Below are 26,118 nucleotides of genomic sequence, written 5' to 3'. Positions count from 1 at the left end.
GTATCGCCTGTACTCTGTCTTTAATATGCAATGCCCCAAACAACCATCTTGTGCGCCGGCTTGCCGCAAACCGGGCAGACGTCGGCAATGTGCTCCTGCTCGAACGGCATGCAGCGGCTGGGCATACCGGTCTCTTCCTTGACCTTTTCTTCGCAGGCACGGTCGCCGCACCACATGGACTTGACAAAGCCAACATGGTTCTTCAGGATCTCCTTCATCTCGTCCAGGCTCTTGGCCGTGTAGGTGTGCTCCTCACGGTTTTTGAGCGCCTTTTCAAACAGCGCCTTCTGGATGTCCTCCAGCAGCGCCGGAATGGTGCTTGCCAGATCCTCAAACTTGACGACGGTCTTTTCGCGGCTGTCGCGGCGCACCAGAACGCACTGACCCTGCTCGATGTCGCGCGGGCCAACCTCCAGACGCAGCGGGACGCCCTTCATCTCGTACTCGGCGAACTTCCAGCCGGGGCTGTTGTCCGATACGTCGATCTTGGCACGCACACCGGCTGCCTTGACCAGATCCAGCAGCTCCTGCGCCTTTTCGATGACGCCCGGCTTGTGCGCCGCAACCGGAATGACCACCAGCTGGGTCGGCGCAATGCGCGGCGGCAGGACAAGGCCCTCGTTGTCGCCGTGGGTCATGATGATCGCGCCGATCAGACGGGTGGACACGCCCCACGAGGTCTGCTCCATGTACTGGAGGGTGTTGTTCTTATCGGTGTACTGCATGTTGAACGCCTTGGCAAAGCCATTGCCGAAATAGTGGCTCGTGCCGGACTGCAGCGCCTTGCCGTCGTGCATCATAGCTTCGATCGTATAGGTCTTTTCCGCGCCCGCAAAGCGCTCCTTCTCGGTCTTTTCGCCCTTGACCACCGGAATAGCCAGATACTCTTCGCAGAACTTCGCATAGATGTTCAGCATGCGCAGGGTTTCTTCCATCGCCTCTTCCGCGGTGGCGTGCACGGTATGGCCTTCCTGCCACCAGAACTCGCGGCTGCGCAAGAACGGACGGGTGGTCTTTTCCCAGCGCACGACCGAGCACCACTGGTTGTACAGCTTGGGCAGATCACGCCACGAGCGGACGATCTTGGCGTAGTGCTCGCAGAACAGCGTTTCCGAAGTCGGACGCACGCACAGACGCTCCTCCAGCTTTTCCGAACCGCCGTGGGTGACCCATGCGCACTCGGGTGCAAAGCCCTCTACATGGTCGGCCTCCTTCTGGAGCAGACTCTCCGGAATAAAGATCGGCATCGCAACGTTCTCGTGGCCGGTCTCCTTGAACATGCCGTCCAGCGTCTTCTGGATGTTCTCCCAGATCGCCTGTGCATACGGACGCATGATGACGCAGCCCTTGACCGAAGAATAATCGATCATCTCCGCCTTTTTCACGATGTCGGTGTACCACTGCGCGAAGTCCACGTCCATGGACGTGATCTCGCTGACCAGCTTTTTCTTGTCTGCCATAATTGTGTTCCTCACCTTTTCCGTTTGTATTTCATAAAATGTCAATAGAATTTTGTATCAGAAAGGGGTCTCCCCCAATGAATTTGATCCAGTCCTTTTTTGTCAAACCCGCGGCCAACGAAGTCATCCAGACCAAGGTTTCTCTTTCCGCCGATCAACGTCCCGCGCTTGTCGGCACGGTTTCCGGCGCAGACGGCAAAGCCGCCGCCGGAGCGCTCGTGACGATCTACTGCGCGGACGCACCGGAAACACCGGTCGGCGCGCTGTACACCGACGAACAGGGACAATTTGCCTTTGGACCTTTGGAAGCGGGACGGCTGTACCATGTCAAGGTGTTCCGCCGTTCGGACAACTTCCGCGCGCTTGAGTAGAAGTTAAGCCGCACCGACGCCGACGCCGAGCGCGTCCAGACGCGCCTGCTCGACTTGGATCGCGTCCTCGCCCCACATATAGAAAATATCATCCGTCGCGTCAGTCACGGTGACCTTGCCATCATCCAGAACGCAGGTAAAACGCCCCATCATGCGCGGCTCGGTTGGCTTGAGCATGGTAAACTGGATGCGTCCATCATCCAAAAAGCCGACCTGATCCAGCAGCAAGCTGCCTTCCGGCAGTTCCGGCAGCAGCGGCTCGACCGTGCCGTCCGACAGGATACGCATAAGCGTATCGCCTGTGCGCATCGTGACTGCGCTTTCTGAGTAAGCCACAAAGCGGCTGCGGTCGTGCGTGACAATCACAATGCTGTCGTCCGACGGGTTACGCGTATAATCATAGGTCGGCAGCGGCGTGATCTGTGTCAGGCCGTCCGCATCCATGCGGTACAGACCCGCACTGCCCCAAAAGTATACGTTATTGTAATTTTTCAGCTGCGGCGCAAATACTACGCGCGCATCGTCCAACGGATAAGCCAGCAAATCGTTCTTCACGGCGATCGTGTTGACCGGCTGCCCATCCGGTGTCCAGGTATAGATCGTGGTCTGCTCTTCATTCACCCACTGGGTCACCATTCTGCCGTCCGGCAAGGTTGCAAAAACCAGTCCCCGCATCTGTGTGGACTCGGCACCGTTTTCGGTCAGCAGCCAGCCGGTCTCGCCCAGCATAAGCTGCCCGTCCTTCCACGAACGGAGCTGCCATTCGCCTTCCAATCTGATGTCCGTCAACTGCACGGTGTTGCCCCGTATCATCAAAACAGACGTCTTTTTGAGCGAATCATCCGGCCAAACATCGATATAAAAGTAGTCCGTGCCGCCGACCCGGCACAAATCATAATAATCCGCTTCGCTGCCACAGGTATCCATCGGAACCAGCCGCATCGGCTCCATTTCGATCCGGCACAGTGTTTTTTCCTCACCGGACCCGCCAACTACCGCATAAACCGGCGGCGCACCATCGTCCAGTGTGCACACACTGACCTGCGCACCTGCTTTGACCGATTCCACCGTCACGCCTGCCGTCGTATAACACACCTCGGTATCGGCACCCTCGCCGGAACACCGATACGCAAACGGCAGCACGTTTTGCGCCGCTGTTTTCAGCTGTTCCGCAGTAAATACGCCCTGATTGATCAGCTTCTGCGCGACGCTAAACCCATTGGTATCGCCATTTCTGGTGTAATGCTGCTCGAGCAGCCGCACGGAGAGCGAAACCGCGTCACCCCGGACAAAGCCCGCCGCATCGCAGCGTTCCTCCTCGTTTTCCCCATACCGGAGCAGCCAGGAGTAAAAATCATCATCCGTTGAAGCACGGGCAAGGAAAGTGCAATACTGTCCACAGGTCACGTTTTGCTCCGCCCCGTACGTCGTGGCGGAAGTGCCCTTGGTCAGACCGTTTTCGTACAGCCAGCCGACATAGGGATCGGCCCACTGCGGCACATCGGCAAACGGATGCGTCCACGTCCCATGCAGCGCTTCTTGCTCCGCGCCCAGCAGACGCGTGAGCATCGCGGCGGCCTCGGCGCGGGTCATGGGCTTTTCCAGCTCGAATCCGTTTTCCGTTCCGCGGAACAGGCCAAGGTCATGCAGCAGCTGTGCCTGTGCTTCCGTGTCCCCCGGATAGCCGTTATCAATTGTGCCGACCTGCGCCGCACCGGCGGCGCAGAACAGCATCAGACAAGCAAAACAAACAGCAACCAGCTTTTTCATACCAAAATCCCCTTTCGGTATATCGGGCAGATCAACGGATCATTTGGACTTGTCAAAAAAATCTTATCTCAGTTTTTCCTTAACCTCATAGCTGAGCTTCTCAATGAACTCGGAGAGCTCCATCGGCGTGGTCTCGCCAGTCTTGCGCTCGCGCACCGAGATGATGCCCTTTTCCTCGTCCTTGTCGCCAATGACGACCATATACGGCACCTTGTGCACCTGCGCCTCGCGGATCTTGTAGCCGATCTTTTCGTTGCGGTCGTCCATCGTCACGCGGAAGCCGGCAGCCGTCAGCTGGTTCACAACCTCCTGCGCGCACGGCACATTGCGGTCGGTCATCGGCATGATGCGCACCTGCTCGGGTGCAAGCCAAGTCGGGAACGCGCCGGCAAAGTGCTCGGTGATGACGCCAATGAAACGCTCGATCGAACCCAGTACCACGCGGTGGATCATGATCGGGCGATGCTTCTCGCCGTCCGCGCCGATGTACTCGAGTTCAAAACGCTCCGGCAACTGGGAATCCAGCTGGATCGTGCCGCACTGCCAGGTGCGGCCAAGCGAATCGGCCAGATGGAAGTCCAGTTTCGGGCCGTAGAACGCGCCGTCGCCCTCGTTGATCGTAAAGGGCTTGCCCAGCTCGGTGATCGCTTCCTTCAGGACATCCTGATTGTGCTCCCACTGCTCGACCGTGCCGATGTGGTCCTCCGGCATAGTGGACAGCTCGATCGTATAGGTCAGGCCAAAGACCGAGTACACTTCGTCAAACAGCTTGACAACGTTCTTGATCTCGTCCTTCATCTGATCCGGGGTCATAAAGATGTGCGCATCGTCCTGCGTGAAGCAGCGCACGCGGAACAGGCCGTGCAGCGCACCGGACAGCTCGTGACGGTGCACCAAACCCAGCTCGCCCACGCGCAGCGGCAGTTCGCGGTAGGAGTGCGGCTGGGATTTGTAAACCAGCATGCCGCCCGGGCAGTTCATCGGCTTGATGGCGAAATCCTCGTCGTCAATGACTGTGGTGTACATGTTCTGCTTGTAGTGATCCCAGTGGCCGGAACGCTCCCACAGCTTGCGGCTGAGGATGATCGGGGTGGAAACCTCAACATAGCCGTACTTCTTATGCACCTCGCGCCAGTAGTCGATCAGAGTGTTCTTGAGCGTCATGCCGTTGGGCAGGAAGAACGGGAAACCCGGGCCTTCCTCGGTCAGCATGAACAGACCGAGTTCCTTGCCGAGACGACGGTGGTCGCGCTTTTTAGCCTCTTCCAGCATGTTCAGATATGCGTCCAGCTCGTCCTTCTTCGGAAAAGCCGTACCGTAAATACGCTGCAGCATCTTGTTCTTGCTGTCGCCGCGCCAATATGCGCCGGTGACATTCATCAGCTTGATGCCGTTGCCCTTGACGCGGCCGGTCGAATCCAGATGCGGGCCGGCGCACAGATCGGTGAACTCGCCCTGCTTGTAGAACGAAATAGTCGCGTCCTCCGGCAGGTCGTCGATCAGCTGCACCTTGTACGGCTCATCCTTGTCCTCCATCAGCTTGCGGGCTTCCGCACGCGGCAGCTCAAAGCGCTCGAGCGGCAGCTTCTCCTTGCAGATCTTCTTCATCTCGGCTTCGAGCGCATCCAGATTCTCCTGCGTGAAGGAGAACGGCGCATCAAAGTCATAGTAGAAGCCGTTTTCGATCGACGGACCGATCGCGAGCTTCACTTCCGGATACAGGCGCTTGACCGCCTGCGCAAGAATATGCGATACCGTGTGGCGGTAGGTGTCGCGGTATTCCGGGTTTTCAAACGTGTACTTGTTTTCTTCGGACATCACAGTGTTCCTCCTTTTGTTGTTGCGGGGAGAACAAAAAAGCCCACCCCCGACGTAAGATCAGGGGTGAGCTTATAATAAACCCACGGTTCCACCCTGCTTGCAAGCCCTTTTGCGGGCTTACCGCTCTGGAGTCCGTAACGTGGACGGGACGCCGCGGCATACTGCGTTTTTCCGCCGCGGGGCTCGGGAATCGGTGCCGCCTTGCCCGCACCTGCGGACGCTCTCAGCCACGTCATCCGCTCTCTTGCAGGTGTTTTTTGGGGTTCTACGGGATTTCCTTCATCGCCTTTTGCAATAATACATGCTTATATTATACCCCAAAAACGCTTTTGTCAACCGTTTATTCGGCAGTTTCGTACCGACCGACAAACAGAATTTCCCCGTTTGCGTTATCCCGAATGACAAACCAGAACGGGCTGTCGGCCGTGAATTCGCGCTCGAGCGGCGGACGATCCGGCATCGCCGCGCCTCCGGTGTCTGCCGCCACGGTGACAGCCGCGGCTTCGGTGCCCTTTTCGTCAACGGCAATATACGCCTTTTGCAGCACCGTGTCGAGGAAATGTTGGCCGCCCGGCAGGCCGGACGGGTCAAGCATCGCGGTCAGGTCGGCCTTTTCCGGGTCATAGGCCGTTTTGACGCCGAGCGCTTGCAGCGCATCGTCGAGCGCCGCACCGTATTCCACCTTAAATTTCGGCACGGACACATTGACCAATCCATACTCAAATTCTGCACGATCCAACAGATGCTGCACGTCCAATGGCTCGTCCGACTTGATCAGATACATGCTGAAATCCGCATCCCGGAAAATTTCCCAGTTGTCTCCCTCCGGGTTGTCCGCCGCGTATTTTCGGTAATTCATCCGAAGCGCTTCGACGCCCGGCGCCGCATAGTAACCAAAGCCGCTAGTCTGGTGCATCATATCAACCGTGCCGGTCGTGCCGTCGGCATTGGTAAAGTCGGCTTTTTCTGTCTGATTCTCGGAAAATTCATTCTCCCACGCGGCCTTGAAGTACACCGCGTTAATCAGCGCTGTGACAAAATCGCGGTTGTCCTCGGTCAGGATGGCCGGAATTTTGCCGTTGGTCTTTTCATTTACCCATTCGTTGACCCGTTCCACCGAATCCGCGTCCGTGACCTCTTCGGTAGTTGCGCGATAATCTTGCTTCATCTTCTCGGCAAAATCCGACAGGAATGCGCCCTTGCCGTCAAACCAGCTCTGGTTGATCCAGATGGAGTTTGCCGTGTCGAGCGACAGAATGCGCGCGTAGCCGTCGTACGTTTCCATCAGTTCCTTGACGCGCTGGTTAAACGCATCCAGATCGTCGATCTGCAAGGCATCCAGCAGCTCCTGCTGCGTTTCGCCCTTCGCGCCGTTTGCCAGCATGGCAAGGCACAGCCGCGCGGAATACGGCGAAAGCGTCCAGTTGCCGCTCGGGGCCGCCGCGCGCACCAGCGCATCGGCAAAGCCCGGCGCATCCGTCTGCAAATCCGCAGGCAGCTCCGCCAGCTTGCGCAGATTGCCGCACCATTCCTTGGCGTCCGCCACGGTCACCCGGTCTTGCGGACGGAAATCCAGCGCGTCGTCCGTGTCGATGATGCCGTACATCCAGCATTTCATCACGCCGTCCTGCGCCCATTCGGAGATATTATCCATGTTCGGCGCACCGGTACCGCAGCCTGCGGGCAGCTCGGTATAGGTGTGGTCGATCCAGCGGCCGAGGATGGTCGCCGCTTCCTCCCGGTTGATTTCGTTGGCACGGCAGGCACCCGTTCCGTCCCCGTTGATCAGCCAGTTGTACCACGCCCACGCAATGCTTTCATCCTGCGAGCAGTCGGTAAACGGCAGCTCCACATCCGCATACGCACTGGTGTCCGCCCCGATTGCCTGCGCCAGCTCACCGAGGAACCCGATGCGGGACACAGCCGCCTGATCTCCCTCCGCCGGAACGCTTGTCGCCCCGGCAGCCACCGGCAGCAGCAGACACAAGCTGAGCAGCGCCGCTAAAATCCTTCGTTTCATGGCAATCCCTCCCTTGTTTATGGTACTTGGTTAGACGCACCGCTTTGGGATACGGTTCCCTGTCAAGCAAAAAAGCTCCCGCAAAAGGGAGCTTTTTTTCAGCATTTGAGCGCTTCGTCCTCGATGTGCACCGTGATGCGGTCATAAAATTCCTGCTTCTGCGACGCATCGGCAAACGCGGAAAACGGCACGATGATCGCGGAAAACTCATCGACAAAAATATAATAATGCCCTTCGTCCGACGCAGTACGCTGTACGGCCTCATACTGATAGGTGGTGTCCTCGTTCTCCCCTTTCAGTTCAAACGAATCCTCCCCCAGCGTCAGCGTCTTGGGGCCGCAGAGCTGCTTGTTGCGGGCATTGCGCAAAATCCGCTCGGTGTTCTTGACCACCTTGCGCTTCATATACCACGGCGTGCCGAAAAAGCATACGGCCGCCAGCGCCAGATAGACCAGCACGCTGAACACGCTCAGGCCCTTGACCCAGTACATCAGCGCCGTACCGCCCAAAATCACAATCACTGCCGTGGCGATGCGCGTTATCAGAATACTACGCTGCACGACCGCGTTATTCACATAATAATTGAGGTTAAAATCAATATAATCCTGTTTGGTAATATCATAATGCAGTTCCATGAATGGTTTCTCCTTTGCGGCTTTTTTGCCGGTTACGCAGTCATTATACCGAAAAGCCTGTGCAAAAGCAAGGCCAAACCGTATTTTTCCAGACTTTCATCCGTGCGCTTCCTGCTTTGCGCCTTGTTTGAGTTCGGGCATCACGGTCAGGCGCATGGTCAGATAGCACAGCAAGCCGCCCACAAAATTGGAGATGGGTTCCGCGATAAACACACCGTTGACGCCGAGTCCCGCCACATGCGGCAGCCACAGTGTCAGTGGCACGACGATGATCGCCTTGCGCAGCAAGGAAAAAAAGATTGCAAGCCGCGCCTTATTGAGCGATTTGAACACACACTGCCCGGAAAACTGAAACGCCATCATCACAAAGCCGAAAAAGTAAATATGCAGCGCCGGCACAGCGAGCGACAGCAGCTCAGGCTCATGGTTGAAGATCATAATGAAAAACATCGGGAACGCGGACACCAATCCCCAAATCAGCAGCGTATAGCCAAAGGCGAGCTGCGTCATAAAGCGGATCGCCTCCCGCACACGGGCAAACGCATGCGCGCCGTAGTTATAACTGATGACCGGCGACGCGCCGTCCGAAATCGCCATGACCGGCGTCTGCGCAATCTGACGCACGGAATTGATGACCGTCATCACGCTGATGTAAAGATCACCGCCGAACTGCCGCAATGTTGCGTTGCATGCCACCTGCACCAGACAGTCGGTAAACGACATGACAAAGCTGGCAGTGCCGAGCAGCGCAATTTTCCGGATGCAGCCAAGATCCGGCCGGAATCCACGGAAATGCATGGTCAGTTCGGCTTTTTGCCCGGTCAAAAACCGCAACACCCAAATGGCCGACAGAAGCTGCGACAAAATGGTAGCCAGCGCCGCGCCGCGCACGCCCATGCCCAACAGAAAAATAAAGATCGGATCGAGCACGATGTTGGCCACCGCGCCCAGCAGCACCGTGAGCATGCCGACGCGCGCAAACCCCTGACTGTTGATATAGGGGTTGAGCCCCAGCGACGTCATCACGAACACCGTACCCAGCAGATAGATGATCATATACGCCGCGGCATACGGATAGGTCGCGTCGCTCGCGCCAAATAAATACAGGATCGGCTTGTGCAGCGCGATCCCCAGAACGGTCAGCACAACACCGGTCAGCAGCAGCATAAAATACGCGTTGGTCATCACCTTGCGCGCGCCGTCCTCGTCTTTCTGTCCGCGCGCGATCGAACACAGCGGCGCACCGCCCAAACCGAACAGGTTGGCAAACGCCGTCACGAGCGTGATCACCGGGAAACAGATCCCAAGTCCCGCCAGCGCGATCGTGCCCTCCCCCGGGATTTTACCGATATAGATCCGGTCCACGATATTGTAAAGCAAGTTGAGCGCCTGCGCCACCAGCATCGGCGATGCCACCGCCAGCGTGCTCCGCCGCACACTCCCCTTGGAAAAATCAATTTGCTGTTCGCTCAAAGTTTCACCTCATCTGCATTGCCTTTCCGATACGGAAGCAAGGGAGGAGCTCCCAGCTCCTCCCTTGTTTTCTCTAATCTTACCATTCTCCCGACCGTTCGTCAAGAACCACACCATCCCGCAGAATGGAAAACAAAGGCGCATCCGCCACAAATCCTGACGGATGCGCCCCAAATGCGCTTTTTTTATGCGTCCTGATTGCCCATGAGCGTCACCATGACGGCCTTCTGCGCGTGCAGACGGTTCTCCGCTTCTTCGAAGATCTCATCCGCGTGCGCCTCGAACACCTTGGTGGTGATCTCCTGCTCACGATACGCCGGCAGGCAGTGCTGCACCATGCAGCCGGGCTTTGCGGCAGCCAGCAGTTCGTCATTGACCTGATAGCCCTTGAACGCCTTCATGCGGATTTCCTTTTCCGCTTCCATGCCCATGGAAGCCCAAGTGTCGGTGATAACAACGTCCGCATTCTCCGCGGCCTTCATCGGATCGTCCGTGATGAAGAAGTTCGGATTGCCCTCGGCAAACGCCATCACGTCCGCATGCGGACGGTATTTCTCCGGCGTGGCGATCGACACCTTCATGCCGGTCTTGAGGCCGCCGACGATCAGGGAGTTTGCCATGTTGTTGCCGTCGCCGATGTAGCACATCTTGATGCCCTCGAGCACCGCGAACTTCTCACGAATGGTCATCAGGTCGGCCAGCACCTGGCACGGATGGCAGAAATCGGTCAGGCCGTTGATGACCGGAATCGAGCCGTACTCCGCCAGATCCTCGACTTCCTTCTGCGCATAGGTGCGGATCATGATGCCGTCCAGATAACGGCTGAGCACGCGCGCGGTGTCCTGCACCGGCTCGCCGCGGCCGATCTGCAGGTCGCGGTTGGACAGGAACAGCGCCTGACCGCCCAGCTGATACATGCCGGTCTCGAACGAGACGCGCGTGCGGGTGGACGACTTCTGGAAGATCATGCCGAGGCTCTTGCCCTCCAGATGGCGGTGCGAAATGTTATGCTTCTTTTCGTATTTCAGCTGATCGGCCAGATCGAGCAGGCCAATGATATCCTCCGTGGAGCAGTCCAGCAGCTTGAGTAAATGCTTCAATCAAAACACCTCTTTCATAATGTTGAGCGCTTCGTCCATCTCTTCCTTGGAGATGGTCAGCGGCGGCAGCAAACGGACGGCGTTCTTGCCTGCCGTGATCGCCAGCACGCCTTTTTCGATCAGTTGGTTGGCAAAGACCGTGTGTTTGCCTTCGTCCACAATGATGCCGAGCATCAGACCCATGCCGCGCACACCGTGGATGTTGGGCGAGCCGAGGGACAGGATGCCGTTTTTCAAATATTCGCCCTTTTCCTTCACAGCAGCTAGGAACTGACCGTCCCCAACCGTGTCGAGCACGGCGTTGGCCGCTGCGCACACGATCGGCGTGCCGCCGAAGGTGGTCGCATGCGTGCCCGGCGTCAGCACATTCGCGCAGTTTTCCGCAGCCAGCACTGCGCCGATCGGCATGCCGCCGCCAAGGCCCTTGGCCATGGTCACGACATCCGGGCGGATGCCGTACTGCTGGAAGCAGAACAGGCTGCCCGTGCGGCCGATACCGGTCTGCACCTCATCAATGATGAGCAGCAGATCCTTTTCGCGGCAGAGCGCCTCGACCTGCTTGACGAACGCCGGATCGAGCGGCAGCACGCCACCCTCGCCCTGAATAAGCTCCATCATGACCGCGCAGGTCATGTCGTCCACTTTTTTGCGGACCGAGTCAAAGTCATTGGCCTCGGCGTAATCAAAGCCCTCGGTAAACGGGAAAAAGTAATTGTGGAACCGGTCCTGACCGGTCGCTTTGAGCGTGGTCACCGTGCGCCCGTGGAACGAATTGATGAGCGTTACGATCTTATAGCGGCCTTCGCCGTATTTGTCAAACGAATACTTGCGCGCCAGCTTGATCGCGCCCTCGTTCGCCTCCGCGCCCGAGTTTGCGAAAAACACCTTGCCGTTCAGATGCGTCTTTTCCACCAGCTTTTTGGCCACCTGCACCATCGGCGCGGTCGTAAACAGGTTGGAAACATGCATCAGCTTGTGCGCCTGCTCGGTGATCGCGTCCACGATTTTGGGGTTGTTATATCCCATGCAGTTGACGCCGATGCCCGAGGCAAGGTCGATGTACTTTTTGCCTTCCACATCCCATACGGTCGCGCCCTCGCCATGGTCAAGCGCGATCGGGAAACGGCCGTAGGTGTTCATTACATATTTGTTTTCCTCGGCCTTGAGTTCTTGATATGTCATTGATTTCTCTTCCTTCTCACTGGAACATCGTGCCGACGCCCACCTTGGACAGCAGTTCGATCAAAATCGAATGCTTGACACGGCCATCCTGAATATTTGCCTGATCCACACCCTTGCGGACCGCTTCGACGCAGCAATCCACCTTGGGGATCATGCCGCCCTTGATGACGCCGTCGCGCATCAGACGCGGCACCTCGGAAACCTTGAGGTTGGTCAGCAGGGTCGACTCGTCGTCCGGATCGAGCATCAGGCCGCGCACATCGGTCAGCAGGATGAGCTTTTTCGCGCCCAGCGCAACCGCCAGCTTGCACGCTGCGGTGTCCGCGTTGATGTTATAGTTGGTCTCGTCGTCCACGCCCTGCGCGACCGTCGAAACGACCGGGATATAGCCCTGCTCGAGCACGTCGATGACCGGCGCCGGATTGACGTCCACGATATCGCCGACATAGCCGTAGTCCGTGCCGGTGCGGTCGGTCAAGCGCTTGGCCTGGAACATGCCGCCGTCCATGCCGCCCAGACCGATGCCGCGGCCGCCCGCCTTTTCGAGCAGCGTGACAAGGTCCTTGTTGACCTTGCCGCACAGCACCATCTGTACGATATCCATGGTTTCGCGGTCGGTGTAGCGCAGGCCGTTGACAAACTTGGACTCCTTACCGATCTTTTTGAGCATCTCGGTAATCTCCGGTCCGCCGCCGTGCACCACAACGACCTTGACGCCGACCAGATTGAGCAGCACCAGGTCATGGATGACCGCGTCCTTGAGTTCTTCGTTGATCATGGCGTTGCCGCCGTACTTCACCACGACAGTCTGGCCATAGTATTTCTGGATATACGGCAGGGCTTCGACCAGGATTTTGGCCTTCAGCTCTGCATCAAGTTGTGTGTCCATGTTGCCTCTTCCCTTTATTTTTTATGAATGGATCAGGTGCGGTAATCCCCGTTGATCTTGACATAATCATATGTCAGATCGCAGCCCCATGCGGTCGCGCTGTCCTCGCCTTCGTTGACATTGATCGCGATGGTGACCTCATTTTCGCTCAGGATCTTCTTGGCGGCATCCTCATCAAAATCGACCGCCTCGCCCTTCTCGCAGACCGTGATGCTGCCTGCCGGAGAAGAAAACGCCACCGTGACGTATTCCGGACGGAACGGCGCCTTGGAATAGCCCATCGCGCACAGCACGCGGCCCCAGTTGGCGTCCGCGCCGAACATGGCCGCCTTGACCAGATTCGAGCCGACCACCGCCTTGGCCAGACGCTCGGCCGTCTCTTCCGAACGCGAACCGCTCACCGTGCAGGTGACCAGCTTGGTCGCGCCCTCGCCGTCCGCCGCGATCTGACGCGCCAGACGCGTGTTGACCTCGTTCAGCGCCTTGCAGAACACCTGATAATCCTCGTCCTGCCAGTCGATCAGCTCGTTGCCCGCCTTGCCGTTTGCCAGCACGACGCACATATCGTTGGTCGAGGTATCGCCATCGACCGTAACCCGATTATACGTCTTGCGCACGTTCTCCTGCAAGGCATCCGTCAGCATTTCATGCGTGATCGCGCAGTCGGTCGTGATGAAGGACAGCATGGTGCCCATGTTCGGATGGATCATGCCGCTGCCCTTGCAGATGCCACCGATGCGGCAGGTCTTGCCGCCGATCGTAAACTCGACCGCCGCGGTTTTGGTGCGCGTATCGGTCGTCATAATGGCATAATTGGCCTTTTCCGAGCCGTTCTCTTCCAGTTTGATTTCCGGCAGGTGCTCCTCAATGCACTCGACCGGCAGGCGCTGGCCGATAACGCCGGTGGAAGCCACGACCACGTCGTCCTCGTCCACGCCGAGCAGCTTAGCAGCCGCCTTCGCCATCCGGCGGGCGTTCTCCATACCATCGGGTGCGCAGGCGTTGGCGTTGCCCGAATTGGCGATGATCGCACGCGCCACGCCGTTTTCCAGATGCTCCATGGTGACGTAAACCGGCGCCGCCTTGACGCGGTTCATCGTATAGGTTGCCGCAGCGGTGCACTCGCACGCGCTGAAAATGACAGCAGTATCGTCATTTGTGCGGCTTGCCTTGATGCCGCAGCGGATGCTGCCCGCGGTAAACCCCTGTGCGGCGCACACGCCGCCTTCGATAATTTTCATTGTTTCATTTCTCCTTTATGCAATGCGCCGTCAGGATCGTTACAGTGTCAGACCGGTCGTCTCGTCCAGTCCGAGCATGATGTTCATATTCTGCACCGCCGCGCCCGACGCCCCCTTGCCGAGGTTGTCAAACAGCGCTGTGACAATGGTCTGCTCCTCGTGCCCGTTTACGATCAGCCGCAGGCTGTCGTGTCCGGCGAGCGTGTTGGCATAAATCACCGGTGCATCCCCGCCAAGCGGCGCCACCGTGACCAGCTTCTGCCCTTCGTAATGCGCTTGCAGCGCTTCGTGGACGCGCTCCGCGTCCAAACCGGGCAGCATGACGGTCGTGGCCATGCCTTTATAGAAATCGCCGACCACCGGCACAAACACCGGCGGCTGGGTCAGTCCGCAGACGTATTCCATCTCCGGCAGATGCTTGTGATGCAGGTTCAGTCCGTAGATGCGCTCGGAATCATGGCAAACATCCCGATTTGCGTCCTCATATTCCGCGATCATCTTTTTGCCGCCGCCCGAGTAGCCGGTCAGCGAAAAACAGGTGAACGCGAAATCCGCAGGCACGACATCGCGCGCCACGAGCGGATACACGGACGAGATAAACCCACTTGCGTGACAGCCGGGGTTGGCCACGCGCTTGGAGTCTGCAATCGCCGCGCGGTGCGCTTTGGACAGCTCGGCAAAGCCGTAATCCCAGTCCGGGTTGGTACGATGCGCGGTGGACGCGTCGATGACACGGGTATGGTCGTTTTCGATGAGCGTGACCGCTTCCTTCGCCGCGGCGTCCGGCAGGCACAGGAACACGATATCCGCTGCGTTCAGGAACTTGCGGCGCTCCTCGGTGTCCTTGCGCTTGTCCTCGTCGATCAGCAGCAGATCGATGTCATCCCGGCCGGAAAGGCGGTCGTAGATCTGCAGGCCGGTCGTGCCCTCTTTGCCGTCAATATATACTTTAGGCTTCATCGCCCTCTACCTCCGCGATGAAGTTTTCGATCTTGTCGATCTGGCGGGTGACCTCCTGCGGCGCAGGGCCGCCGGTCACCTTTCTGCCGGCAACACAGGTGCGCAGATCGAGCGCGTCATAAATGTCGTCGCCGAACTTATCCGAAATCGCAGCAAAGTCGCGCATGGTCATGGTTTCGAGCGTCTCATCCGCCTTGATGCACTGGTTGACCAGACGGCCGACCGTCTTGTATGCGTCGCGGAACGGAACACCCTTTTTGGTCAGGTAATCCGCGCAGTCGGTGGCGTTGATAAAGCCGCGGGACGCCGCCTTGCGCATGTTATTCTTGAGCAGCGTCATGGTGGAGAACATGGGCGTGAACACCTCGAGGCACTGCTTGACCGTATCGATCGCACCAAACACGGCTTCCTTATCCTCCTGCATATCCTTGTTATACGCAAGCGGCAGGCCCTTCAAAACAGTCAGCATGGTGGTCAGTGCGCCGTACACACGGCCGGTCTTGCCGCGGATCAGCTCACATACGTCCGGGTTTTTCTTCTGCGGCATGATGGACGAACCGGTGGAATACGCGTCGTCCAGTTCCACGAACTTGAACTCCCACGAGCACCACGAGATGATCTCCTCGGACAGACGCGACAGGTGCATCATCAGGATGGACAGCGCAGAGAGCAACTCCACGCAGTAGTCACGGTCGGAAACGCCGTCAAGCGAGTTGTCGGTCAGGCGGGCAAAGCCCAGCTGCTGCCGGACAAACTCACGGTCGATCGGATAGGTCGTGGACGCCAGCGCGCCCGAGCCGAGCGGCATTTCATCCATGCGCTCGAGGCAATCCTGCAAACGGCCGATATCGCGCTTGAGCATGTTGGCATAGGCCATCATATAATGTGCAAACGTGGTCGGCTGCGCACGCTGCAGATGCGTATAGCCCGGCATGACCGTATCCAAATTTTCGCGGCTCTTCTTGCACAGCGCCTTCATAAAGGTGCAGATCATGGAGATGATCTCGCGGATCTCGCTCTTGACATACATACGCATGTCGAGCGCAACCTGATCGTTACGCGAGCGGCCGGTATGCAGGCGCTTGCCCGTGTCGCCGATACGCTCGGTCAGCAGCTGCTCAATGTTCATGTGGATATCCTCGTAATCGAGCGAGAACTCCACCTTACCGTCCTCAATGTCCTTCAGGATGCCCTTGAGGCCTTCGACGATCTTCTCCGCCTCATGCTCCTCGATGATGCCCTGCTTGCCCAGCATGGTCGCATGTGCGATCGAGCCGGTGATATCCTCTTTATATAAGCGGCAGTCAAACAGGATGGACGAGTTAAAGTCGTTTACCACCAGATCGGTTTCTTTCTGAAACCGTCCTGCCCATAATTTTGCCATATTGCGTTACCTCACAAAACACCCGCAGGGCGGCACGTTCGGACATGCCGCCCCACGATCTTTTCAATTACTTTTCTACCGACGGGAAGTGCTTGCCGGTCTTCTGATACAGGATCTGGTCGTTCAGCGCACGAACCTTGAGCGGCAGGCCGAACAGGTTGATGAAGCCTGCAGAATCCGCCTGATCGTAGCAGTCGTCCTCGTTGAAGGTTGCCATATCCTCGGAGTACAGGCTGTACGGCGAGGTGACGGACGCCGGGATGATGTTGCCCTTGTACAGCTTGAGCTTGACGTCGCCGGTGACGGTTTCCTGCGTGGAATCCACGAACGCGGAGAGCGCCTTGCGCAGCGGGGTGTACCACTGGCCGTTGTAAACCAGTTCGCCGAACTTCATCGCGACCTGCGCCTTGTAGTGCGCGGTCTCCTTGTCGAGGGTGATCTCCTCGAGCTTCTGATGCGCTGCATACAGCACCGTGCCGCCCGGGGTCTCATATACGCCGCGGCTCTTCATGCCGACCAGACGGTTCTCGACGATATCGAGGATGCCGACGCCGTTTTCACCGCCGAGCTTGTTGAGCTTTTCGATGATGGCAACCGAATCCATTTCCTCGCCGTCAACCGCGGTCGGAACGCCCTTCTCGAAGTGGATGGTGACGTAAGTCGGCTTGTCGGGCGCCTGCTCGGGCGAAACGCCCAACTCAAGGAAGCCCGGACGGTTGATCGGCGCCTCGTTGGACGGCAGTTCGAGGTCGAGGCCCTCGTGGCTCAGGTGCCACAGGTTCTTATCCTTGGAGTAGTTGGTCTCCTTATTGATCTTGAGCGGAATGTTGTGTGCTTCCGCGTAAGCGATTTCCTTTTCACGGCTGTTGAGCTCCCAGAAACGCCACGGCGCGATGATATCCATCTGCGGTGCAAACGCATGGATCGCCAGCTCAAAACGCACCTGATCGTTGCCCTTGCCCGTGCAGCCATGGCAGATGGCGTCCGCGCCTTCCTTGAGCGCGATCTCCACGATGCGCTTTGCAATGATCGGACGCGCAAACGAAGTGCCCAGCAGATACTGCTCATAGGTTGCACCGGCCTTCATGGTCGGGATGATGTAGTCATCGACAAATTCCTTGGTCAGATCCTCGATGTACAGCTTGGACGCGCCGGTCTTGAGCGCCTTCTCTTCCAGACCGTCCAGCTCACCCGCCTGACCGACATTGCCGGATACCGCAATGACCTCGCAGCCGTAATGCTCTTTCAGCCACGGAATCAGCACCGAAGTATCCAGACCGCCCGAATATGCCAGAACTACTTTGTTATATTTCTTTTCCATGTCTCCGTACCTCCGTACCTGTCATTTTTTCGACTGTTTCATTATACTCCCGATCCCATCGTTTGGCAAGAAAAATTTATAAATATTTTATGTAATGCATAAATATTCAATCTCTGTATTTTCATTGTGAAAGAAATGCTTGCACTTTTGTTAAAAAGGTACTATGATATCTATAAATGTACTGTGTCAAGACAGATGCAGGGAATGAATAAAAGCGCACGGTTTCCGCGCGCAAAGGGGCGTTTTCGCAATGACAGACAAAAATCTGACCATGTTGACCGACTTTTATGAATTTACTATGGCACATGGCTACTTTGAAAAAGGGATCGCGGATCGCCGCGCATACTTTGACATGTTTTTCCGCCGCGTGCCCGATGGCGGCGGCTATGCCATCATGGCAGGCGTGGAGCAGCTGATTGATTATTTCAAAAATCTGCACTTTACCGAAGAGGATATCAAATATTTGCGCGGACGCGGCTGCTTCTCCGAAGCATTCCTGCACTACCTCCGCCATTTCAAATTTGAATGTGACGTCTGGGCGGTGCCGGAAGGCACGCCGGTTTTCCCCGGCGAGCCGCTGGTCACCGTCGCCGGTCCGATGATTCAGGCGCAGTTCGTGGAAACCATGGTCCTGCTGACCATCAACCACCAGACGCTGATCGCTACCAAGGCGAACCGCATCACCCGCGCGGCGCAGGGCCGCACGGTGCTCGAATTCGGCTCGCGCCGGGCGCAAGGCTATGACGGCGCCATCTACGGCGCGCGCGCCGCGTACATCGGCGGCTGCCAGGGCACGGCCTGCGTGCTGGCGGACCGCGACTTCAAAATCCCTGCCGGCGGCACCATGGCGCATTCCTGGGTGCAGATGTTCGACAGCGAATACGAAGCCTTCAAGGCCTATGCGGATATCTATCCGGATAACTGCATTTTCCTGGTCGATACCTATAATGTACTCAAATCCGGCGTGCCCAACGCGATCCGGGTCGCCCGCGAGATGGTCGAGCAAAAGGGCATCCGCCCGCGCGGCATCCGTCTGGACTCGGGCGATATCGCCTATCTGTCCATTGAAGCGCGCCATATGCTGGATGAAGCCGGTTTCCCGGACATGCAGATTATGGCGTCCAACTCACTGGACGAATATCTGGTACGCGATCTGCTGGTACAGGGCGCCAAGGTGGATTCCTTCGGCATTGGCGAGCGCCTGATTACCTCCAAGTCCGAGCCGGTTTTCGGCGGTGTGTACAAGCTTGCCGCAGTCGAAAACGCCGATGGCGAGATCATCCCCAAGATCAAGGTTTCGGAAAACGTCGAAAAGATCACCACGCCGCATTTCAAGCAGGTTTACCGCCTGATGGACAACAAGACCGGCAAGGCATTGGGCGACGTGCTGACCGTTTATGACGAAGTCATCGACGACAGCCAGCCGTATACCCTGTTCCACCCGATCCACACTTGGAAAAAGCGCGTGGTCACGGATTACACCGTGCGCCCGCTGCGCGTGCAGCTTTTCAAAGCCGGACGCTGCGTTTACACCAGCCCGGACATCAAGGACATCCGCAGCTACTGCCTGTCCGAAGTGGAAACGCTTTGGGACCAGATCAAGCGCTTTGAAAATCCGCAGACCTATTTTGTGGACCTGTCCAAAAAGCTGTGGGACTGCAAACACGAACTGCTTGAATCCTGCCGCATCTGATGCAAAAACCGCCAGAACAGCGAACCGATTCCGGTCCGCTGTTCTTTTGCGTCCAGTGATCCCATTTCACTTCCTGCAATATAATTAAGGAGATCTTATCCCATGAAAGCATTTTTCGCTTCGCTCGGCAAACAAAAAACCTACGTCGTTGCGGAGCTGTTTCTGGTCTATTTTGCATTGGGCATCGGCCTGATCATGCTCGGTTCGGTACTGCCGCAGCTGCGCGAAGCCTACGCGCTGGATTATAAAACCGGCGGCACGCTGCTGTCCGTCCAGTCGGTCGGCTACCTTGCGGTCGGCCTGATTACCGGTACCGCATCGGTCAAGCTCGGCCTCAAACGCGCCTACCTGCTGCTGTACGCGCTCATGCCGGTCGGCTTCCTGATGATGCTGCTGTACGGCGCTCCCCTCTGGCTGATCGCCGCCATGCTGCTCACCGGCCTGGCCAAGGGCGCGGTCACCGACTACAACAACCGCATCATGAGCGATTATTCCGGCGGCAACGCCACGCCCCTCAATCTGCTGCATGCCTTCTTTGCCATCGGCGCCTGCGTCGCACCGATTCTGACGCTGGTCTGCCTACAGCGCGGCAGCAACGGCTGGCGTCTGGCGATGATCGCCGCGCTCGTCCTGCTGATTGCGGCGCTGGTATTCGGCCTGTTCATGCACATCGAGGACGAACGCCCGGCGGAAGGCTATCAAACGCCGGCCAGCGGCGGCTTTGGGTTCTTCCGCGAGCACATCTTCTGGCAGACCACCGCGATCGGGTTTTTCTATCAGGCGGTGGAAGCGTCCATGATGGGCTGGCTGACCACGTTTTACATCGATTCCGGTGCGCTGGATGCCAGCGCCGCACAGATCGTCACTTCGCTGCTCTGGGTTGCGCTACTGGTCGGCCGCTTCTCCTGCAGCCTGATCGCCGCGCATTGGAAGCCTTGGCAGATGATGCTGGTGATGTGCACCGGTATTGCCGCCTTCCTCGCGCTGCTGGTCTGTGCCACTGCCCTGCCGCTTCTGCTGATCGCCACCGCGGGCCTCGGCCTTTGCATGTCTGGCATGTATGGCACTTCGGTGTCCAACGCCGGCGACATTTTCTCCCGCTATCCGATCTGCATGGGCCTGTTCGTCTCCATCACGGGCGTCGGCGGCGCCGTCGCGCCGACTGTGGTCGGCCTTGCGGCGGATCATGTCGGCATCCGGTTTGGATTCGCCATGCTGCTGATCGCTGCGATCTGCCTGCTGGCCGCCGCCATTCTCAACGCACACACCTTCCGGTCCAAGTAAACCAAAAAAGTCCCAAGCCATTTGGCTTGGGACTTTTTTTCAAAACAGATTGACCACACCGATCACGCTGTGCGACGCGATCAGCATGATGATGCCCGCGGTGATCACGCCCGCCAGAATGGACAGCAGCGCTTTGGTTTTGGGCATTTTCAAAATAGTGGCGATCAATGCGCCCGACCACGCGCCGGTACCCGGCAGCGGGATGGCCACAAACAGGAACAGACCGATGCGCGCATATTTGGTCACCTGATCGGTCTTGGACAGCAGTTTCTGTTTATACGCGGTGGCAAATTTGGTCAGCGGCGGCAGCGTGCATACCCAGTCCAGAATTTTCTCACCGAAAAACAGCAAAAACGGAATCGGGACCATATTGCCAAGAATCGCCAGCGGAATCAGCGTGGTTTCCGGTATCCCGACCGCAACGCCCAGCGGCACCGCGCCGCGCAGCTCCACCAGCGGCACCATGGAAATAATCACAACCGCAAGCTCTCGGCCCGCGCCGAGCAGCCATTGGAACAAATCAGAAAACATTTATTTTCATCCTCCAAAGCGAACGAATACTTGACTATAATACACGAATTCCGCCCATAAAGCAAGGGATCTGCCAAATTAAATGTTTGACACAACGTATCCTGCGGGATATACTATGAATACATCGAAAATCGAGGTATCCGGAGGTGTTCCCCATGCCGCGCAAGAAAAACGACCCGGCTTTTCCGGGCAGCAACACCCTGCTTGTCCTCGCCCTGCTCGAGGATGAGGACAAATACGGCTATCAGATCATCCGCGAACTGGAATGCCGTTCCGACCAGACCTTCTCCATGAAGGAGGGCACGCTCTACCCCATTCTGCATGGGCTGGAAGCGCGCGGCGAGGTACGCTCCTACGAGCGTGCGTCCGATGCGGGACGCCCCCGCCGCTATTATCAGCTGACCCGTCAGGGCGTCAAAACGCTTGCGCGCTGCCGCCGCGAATGGGAATCGTTTTGCAAACAATTCGGCAAGGTGGTCGGAGGTGAGGCATGTGTCCTCGGATGAACGCATCACCCGCTATCTCAATCAGGTGTGTCGTCATCTGTTCTGGCCGCCTTACCGCGCGCGCGTGCGGCGCGAACTGACCGACCATATTTTATCCCGCGCAGAATATCTGATCCGTGACCGCGGGGAATCCCCCGACCAGGCGGTTTCGGCCGCCCTGCGCAGTCTCGGAGATCCGGACGAACTCGGTGAAAGCCTGCGGCATGCGCGTTTTCCCGTCAGCTATGTGTTTTGCCTGCTGCTGACGCTGTTGATCTGGGCCGGGATCGCCGGCTGTCTGGTCTATCTCATCCTGTATTTTATTTACTGAAAAGCGTTCTGCATTTTTGTCATGCGGAACGCTTTTTGTTATATCTTTTGCTCGCGAAACAGTCCCCACAGGCGAAGCGCCATCTGCACCGCGCACGCCACCAAGATGATGCCGAAGGAGATCGCACCCGCCTCGCGGATGAACATGCCGCCGTACTGCGCAAACGCCTCCATATCCCCTTGCACGAGCGCCAGCGTGGTGTAATACAGGTCGCCGCCCGGAATGAGCGGCACCAGCATGGGCACGAGCAAGGTAATCACCGGGGTTTTCATCAGCCGCGCCAGAATTTCCGCCAGCACCGCCGTCGCCAGCGCCGCGACGAAAAACGCAATCACGCGATCGCCGTACATGGCCATGCCAACCAGATAGAAAATCCAGTTGGCCGCGCCGCCCAGCGTGATCACCAGCAGCCGCCCGCCGGACATGTGGAACCACAGTCCGAACCCCAGCGCACCGATCATCGCCATAACCACTTGCAGTATCATTTGCGCGTTCATACCACGCCTCCCAACTGCATCAGTACCAGCGCGCAACCGCCCGCAATGGCGATGGCACGCAAAAGCGCCTCGCATGCACCGAGCAGACCGCTGATGGTATCGCCCACAATCATATCGCGCAGCGACGTCACCAGCGCGATCCCTGGAATCAACAGCATGATGTTGCCAATGATGATGTAATCCAGCCCTTGTCCCAGTCCGACCTTGACGGTCACCAAGGCGCAAAGGCACATCACCGCCGCACTGATGACGGTCAGCACGATCGGCTGCAAATTGATCCGCGCGCCGACACGCCCTACACCGTACAGCGCCATGCTGCACAGCATAGCCGCGATGCCGTCACGCCACGAGCCGCCGAAAAACACCGCGAACGAGCCCGCGATCAGCAGATATGCTGCCGGCACGCGCCATTTTGCGCCGTCCGGCATGTTGCGGATCGCCTCGACCCGGTCATGCAGCATCTCGAGCGGCAGCGGACTACGGCACACCTCACGCGACAGCGCATTGACCGCTTCGATGCGGCGCATATCGGTTTCGCGCCGCAGAATGCGGCGGGTCTGGGTGAACACCTCGCCGTCCGATGTCTGCGCGGTCACCACCATGCTGGCCGTGATCGTCAAAACGTCCGTGCGCACAAAGCCATACGCCCCCGCCATGCGGCGGATGGTATCCTCCACGCGGGCCACTTCTGCGCCCGCCGTCAGCAACAGCTCTCCTGCATCCAGGATGGCAAACAAGATCCGCTCCTGCTGCTGCATATGCTCTCATCCTTCCCCATATCTCGCGGCCGCATCACAGCAGCGGCGCAAACAAACGCAGCACGCTTGCCACGATCGACCGCAGCCACCGCACCTTGTGCAGCCATTCATCCGTGATCTGACGGCTGACATTGATGGTTTCCAGAATATCCTGCTTGACCGCGCCGACCACCGAACTGTTATAAAAGCAGGTCGCGCATTCAAAATGCAGGAAAAACGAACGAAAATCCATGTTGATCGTGCCGACCACCGCCGTGTCATCATCCGACACAATGCTTTTCGCATGCAAAAAGCCGGGACGGTATTCGTAAATCTTGACGCCGGCGCGGTGCAGCTGCTGGTAATAGGACCGCGTGATCATATAAACCAGTTTTTTATCCGGAATGCCCGGCGTCAGAATGCGGACATCCACGCCGGACTGGGCCGCGATTGTCAGCGCGGTGATCATCTCGTTGTCGAGCACCAGATAAGGCGTTGTGATATACACATAATCGCGTGCATTATGGATAATTTGCAGGTAAATGGATTCACCGATATTCAGATCATCCAGCGGGGAGTCCGCAAACGGCTGCACATAACCGTCCGGCGGCAGTTTGACCGTCGGCAGGTACGCGTCCAGCGGCGGCACGATCTCCCCTGTCACATACTCCCACATCTGCAAAAAGAGCGAAGTCATGTTGGCCGTTCCCTCGCCGCGCAGCATGATGCCGGTGTCCTTCCAATGGCCAAAACGGACTTTTTTATTGATATACTCATCCGCCAGATTGATGCCGCCCATATAGCTGACGTTGCCGTCAATAATCATCATCTTGCGATGGTTGCGATAGTTCAGATAGGTGTTAAGCGTCGGGATAAACCGGTTGAACCGGACCGCGCGGATGCCAAGCGAGAGCAGATAGCGGTCATAGTGCTGCGGCAGCGTCGCAATCGAGCCGACGTCGTCATAAATGACGCGCACATCCACGCCTTCCCGCACCTTTTGCTGAAGGATATCGAGGATGGTGTTCCACATGACGCCTTCCTCGATGATAAAGTACTCAAAAAAGATGAATTTATGCGCCCGTTTAAGTTCCTCGCACATGGAGGCGAACATCTCTTCGCCCACACGGAAATAATGCACTTCGGTGTTGGTCCATGCGGGCATGCCGTCGAGCGAGGCAATATAACGCGCCCGCGATGCATGGCGCGGATAGCGCTTCGCCAGCTCTTCGGTTGCCGGTGTGCGCATATAGTCGCGGAAATCCGGCGGATTGGGCTCGTATTTATGCTGCGTGCGCGCCCGGTTGAACGGCGTGTTGCCCCAGAGCAGATAAAACAGTCCGCCAAACAGCGGCAGCAGCAAAATAACGATGATCCAGGTGATCTTATAGGTCGGATTATCATATTTGCGGACCAGCCAAATGACAATGATCACACTCAGCACGGTCAAAACACGCGGCACCCAGCTCCATGCTCCGCTCAGCCAATCCAAGCCATATATCACGATCAAAAGCTGGAGCGCCAGCAAAAAGCCGCCTACGACCCGACGATCGCCCAACAGGCGGCCAAACAGTCTGCGCATAACCCGACTCCTTTCATCAAAAACTTTCACATATATCATGATAGCGCACCAATTTATAAAAGTCAATGCGCATGCATTGCCCTTGGTTCAAATCTGTGTTATGATAAAGTATACAAAATTAAAATTCTTTACCGGAGGACGATAGCAATGCCCCATACCCCTGTTCCTGCCGATGAACTGTCGGCCCGTCTCGACCGTTTACGCCATGTCATGACCGAGCGCGATCCCGCATGGTCCATGATGATTCTGGACAACAAAATCGATCTTTATTATTTCACCGGCACCATGCAGGAAGGGGCGCTTGTCATCACCCCGGACGAGGCCGTTTTATTTGTCCGGCACTCGTTCGACTGCGCACAGCAGGAGTCGCTTTTCGGGGATATCCGTCCGCTTGGCAGCTTCCGCGGCATTGCAGAGGCCTTCCCCAACGTGCCGGAAACCGTCTATGTCGCTTCGCGCACCATGACGCTGCAAAAGCTGAACATGCTGCGCAAATACTTGCCCTTTACCCCCAAGCCGGCGGATGATGTTCTCGCGGGCCTGCGCGCAATCAAGAGCGGATACGAGCTGGACTGCATGCGCAAAGCCGGCCGCCTGCACCAGCAGGTGATCGAGCAGATCACCCCTGCCCTGCTGCGTCCCGGCGTGAGCGAAGCGCGCCTTTGCGTGGAAGTCTGCACCGCCATGCTGGAGCGCGGCGCGATGGGCATTTCGCGCTTCAACCAGCCGGCAGCCGAGGACGTGCTTGGCGTTGCCAGCTTCAGCGAAAACAGCCTGCGCGCCGCCGCACTGGACAGCCCCTCCGGCACAGTCGGCACCTGCATCGCAATGAAATCCATCGGCTCTTCCGAGCGCCGCCTGCGCGTGGGCGATACCATTCTGCTGGACATCCCCTGCGGCATGCATGGCTACCATACCGATAAAAGCATCACCTTCTATTTCGGCGAACTGAGCCGTCACCCGCAGGGCAGCCTGATCCGCGCGGCCAGAGAGCAATGCGTGTTTCTGGAAAATGAAGCGGCCGCCATGCTGCAGCCCGGCGCCGTTCCGGCCGAGGTATATCAGAAGATACTCGCCTGTGTGGACCCGGCATTCCGCGGCGGCTTTATGAACGCCTGCAAATTCCTCGGCCATTCCATCGGCCTGACCATGGACGAAACCCCGGTTTTGGCCAAGGGCTTCGAGGAACCCCTCGTCGCCGGTATGACGCTGGCCGTCGAACCCAAGATCGCACTGGAAGGCATCGGCCTGATCGGCTGCGAAAACACCTACGAAATCGTATCCCATGGTCCGGCGCGCTCTCTGACGGGTGCGTGCGATACCGATTTGGAAATCACCGGTTAAAACCACC

General features: G+C 57.7%; 23 protein-coding genes. 6 read left to right on the top strand and 17 right to left on the bottom strand.

Annotated elements, in window-relative coordinates:
- Nucleotides 1-20 precede the first annotated feature (20 nt).
- Nucleotides 21-1,460, bottom strand: a complete 1,440-nt coding sequence (gene proS / locus EJL02_RS00265) for a proline--tRNA ligase (protein ID WP_125114427.1) — start codon at nt 1,458-1,460, stop codon at nt 21-23.
- Between the two features lie 77 nt (nt 1,461-1,537).
- On the opposite strand from proS, the gene EJL02_RS00260 reads away from it, so the two are divergent.
- Nucleotides 1,538-1,831, top strand: a complete 294-nt coding sequence (locus EJL02_RS00260) for a hypothetical protein (RefSeq protein WP_125114426.1) — start codon at nt 1,538-1,540, stop codon at nt 1,829-1,831.
- A gap of 3 nt (nt 1,832-1,834) precedes the next feature.
- Here the strand turns inward: EJL02_RS00260 and EJL02_RS00255 are convergent, their stop codons facing one another.
- From EJL02_RS00255 to EJL02_RS00200, 12 genes are all read right to left on the bottom strand, one after another.
- Nucleotides 1,835-3,601 carry an S-layer homology domain-containing protein gene (locus tag EJL02_RS00255; RefSeq protein WP_125114425.1) on the bottom strand — a complete coding sequence of 589 codons (1,767 nt, stop codon included), beginning with the start codon at nt 3,599-3,601 and terminating at the stop codon, nt 1,835-1,837.
- Nucleotides 3,602-3,664: 63 nt separating this feature from the next.
- On the bottom strand, nt 3,665-5,419 hold the full coding sequence (thrS, locus tag EJL02_RS00250) for a threonine--tRNA ligase (protein WP_125114424.1): 1,755 nt from the start codon (nt 5,417-5,419) through the stop codon (nt 3,665-3,667).
- Nucleotides 5,420-5,762: 343 nt separating this feature from the next.
- The gene (locus EJL02_RS00245) at nt 5,763-7,442 is read right to left on the bottom strand and encodes a serpin family protein (RefSeq protein ID WP_125114423.1); all 1,680 of its coding nucleotides are present in this window, start codon (nt 7,440-7,442) and stop codon (nt 5,763-5,765) included.
- 98 nt (nt 7,443-7,540) lie between these two features.
- Nucleotides 7,541-8,077 carry a YcxB family protein gene (locus EJL02_RS00240; protein ID WP_125114422.1) on the bottom strand — a complete coding sequence of 179 codons (537 nt, stop codon included), beginning with the start codon at nt 8,075-8,077 and terminating at the stop codon, nt 7,541-7,543.
- Nucleotides 8,078-8,173: 96 nt separating this feature from the next.
- Nucleotides 8,174-9,550, bottom strand: coding sequence for an MATE family efflux transporter (locus tag EJL02_RS00235; RefSeq protein WP_125114421.1), 1,377 nt, complete (start codon nt 9,548-9,550; stop codon nt 8,174-8,176).
- A 185-nt stretch (nt 9,551-9,735) separates the two neighbouring features.
- Nucleotides 9,736-10,650, bottom strand: coding sequence for an ornithine carbamoyltransferase (gene argF / locus EJL02_RS00230; RefSeq protein ID WP_125114420.1), 915 nt, complete (start codon nt 10,648-10,650; stop codon nt 9,736-9,738).
- Nucleotides 10,651-11,832, bottom strand: a complete 1,182-nt coding sequence (locus EJL02_RS00225) for an aspartate aminotransferase family protein (protein WP_125114419.1) — start codon at nt 11,830-11,832, stop codon at nt 10,651-10,653.
- Nucleotides 11,833-11,848: 16 nt separating this feature from the next.
- Nucleotides 11,849-12,721: an acetylglutamate kinase gene (gene argB / locus EJL02_RS00220; protein WP_125114418.1), complete on the bottom strand. Its 873-nt coding sequence runs from the start codon at nt 12,719-12,721 to the stop codon at nt 11,849-11,851.
- 32 nt (nt 12,722-12,753) lie between these two features.
- Entirely contained in the window at nt 12,754-13,962 is a 1,209-nt protein-coding gene (gene argJ, locus EJL02_RS00215; protein WP_125114417.1) for a bifunctional glutamate N-acetyltransferase/amino-acid acetyltransferase ArgJ, read from the bottom strand.
- A 39-nt stretch (nt 13,963-14,001) separates the two neighbouring features.
- The gene (gene argC, locus EJL02_RS00210) at nt 14,002-14,922 is read right to left on the bottom strand and encodes an N-acetyl-gamma-glutamyl-phosphate reductase (RefSeq protein ID WP_125114416.1); all 921 of its coding nucleotides are present in this window, start codon (nt 14,920-14,922) and stop codon (nt 14,002-14,004) included.
- Nucleotides 14,912-16,306: an argininosuccinate lyase gene (gene argH, locus EJL02_RS00205; RefSeq protein WP_125114415.1), complete on the bottom strand. Its 1,395-nt coding sequence runs from the start codon at nt 16,304-16,306 to the stop codon at nt 14,912-14,914. Before argH ends, argC begins: the two co-directional genes overlap by 11 nt.
- Before the next feature lie 67 nt (nt 16,307-16,373).
- Nucleotides 16,374-17,627 (bottom strand): argininosuccinate synthase, encoded by a 1,254-nt coding sequence (locus tag EJL02_RS00200; protein ID WP_125114414.1) that lies wholly within the window; start codon nt 17,625-17,627, stop codon nt 16,374-16,376.
- A 250-nt stretch (nt 17,628-17,877) separates the two neighbouring features.
- On the opposite strand from EJL02_RS00200, the gene EJL02_RS00195 reads away from it, so the two are divergent.
- Both EJL02_RS00195 and EJL02_RS00190 read left to right on the top strand, forming a co-directional pair.
- A complete protein-coding gene (locus tag EJL02_RS00195) occupies nt 17,878-19,320 on the top strand; it encodes a nicotinate phosphoribosyltransferase (protein WP_125114413.1) in 1,443 nt (480 codons plus the stop codon).
- 102 nt (nt 19,321-19,422) lie between these two features.
- Nucleotides 19,423-20,604 carry an MFS transporter gene (locus EJL02_RS00190; protein WP_125114412.1) on the top strand — a complete coding sequence of 394 codons (1,182 nt, stop codon included), beginning with the start codon at nt 19,423-19,425 and terminating at the stop codon, nt 20,602-20,604.
- A gap of 39 nt (nt 20,605-20,643) precedes the next feature.
- Here the strand turns inward: EJL02_RS00190 and EJL02_RS00185 are convergent, their stop codons facing one another.
- On the bottom strand, nt 20,644-21,135 hold the full coding sequence (locus EJL02_RS00185) for a COG2426 family protein (RefSeq protein WP_125114411.1): 492 nt from the start codon (nt 21,133-21,135) through the stop codon (nt 20,644-20,646).
- Between the two features lie 155 nt (nt 21,136-21,290).
- Between EJL02_RS00185 and EJL02_RS00180 the strand changes: the two genes are divergently transcribed.
- Together EJL02_RS00180 and EJL02_RS00175 are read left to right on the top strand one after the other, a co-directional pair.
- Nucleotides 21,291-21,641, top strand: a complete 351-nt coding sequence (locus EJL02_RS00180) for a PadR family transcriptional regulator (protein WP_125114410.1) — start codon at nt 21,291-21,293, stop codon at nt 21,639-21,641.
- On the top strand, nt 21,628-21,951 hold the full coding sequence (locus EJL02_RS00175) for a permease prefix domain 1-containing protein (protein WP_125114409.1): 324 nt from the start codon (nt 21,628-21,630) through the stop codon (nt 21,949-21,951). Before EJL02_RS00180 ends, EJL02_RS00175 begins: the two co-directional genes overlap by 14 nt.
- 38 nt (nt 21,952-21,989) lie before the next feature.
- Here the strand turns inward: EJL02_RS00175 and EJL02_RS00170 are convergent, their stop codons facing one another.
- From EJL02_RS00170 to cls, 3 genes are read right to left on the bottom strand one after another with little or no spacing between them, the layout of a single operon-like run.
- Nucleotides 21,990-22,448, bottom strand: a complete 459-nt coding sequence (locus tag EJL02_RS00170) for a threonine/serine exporter family protein (protein ID WP_164510209.1) — start codon at nt 22,446-22,448, stop codon at nt 21,990-21,992.
- On the bottom strand, nt 22,445-23,206 hold the full coding sequence (locus tag EJL02_RS00165) for a threonine/serine exporter family protein (protein WP_125114407.1): 762 nt from the start codon (nt 23,204-23,206) through the stop codon (nt 22,445-22,447). The genes EJL02_RS00170 and EJL02_RS00165 overlap by 4 nt, the downstream gene beginning before the upstream one ends.
- 34 nt (nt 23,207-23,240) lie before the next feature.
- On the bottom strand, nt 23,241-24,767 hold the full coding sequence (gene cls, locus EJL02_RS00160) for a cardiolipin synthase (RefSeq protein WP_125114406.1): 1,527 nt from the start codon (nt 24,765-24,767) through the stop codon (nt 23,241-23,243).
- Nucleotides 24,768-24,914: 147 nt separating this feature from the next.
- Here cls and EJL02_RS00155 point away from each other — a divergent pair, with 147 nt between their 5' ends.
- Nucleotides 24,915-26,111: a M24 family metallopeptidase gene (locus EJL02_RS00155; RefSeq protein ID WP_125114405.1), complete on the top strand. Its 1,197-nt coding sequence runs from the start codon at nt 24,915-24,917 to the stop codon at nt 26,109-26,111.
- Nucleotides 26,112-26,118 lie beyond the last annotated feature (7 nt).

The organism is Agathobaculum sp. Marseille-P7918, from assembly GCF_900625105.1.
GTDB lineage: Bacteria > Bacillota > Clostridia > Oscillospirales > Butyricicoccaceae > Agathobaculum.
Note: the sequence above shows the minus strand (reverse complement) of the source record. Positions and strands in the feature narration are given on the sequence as shown.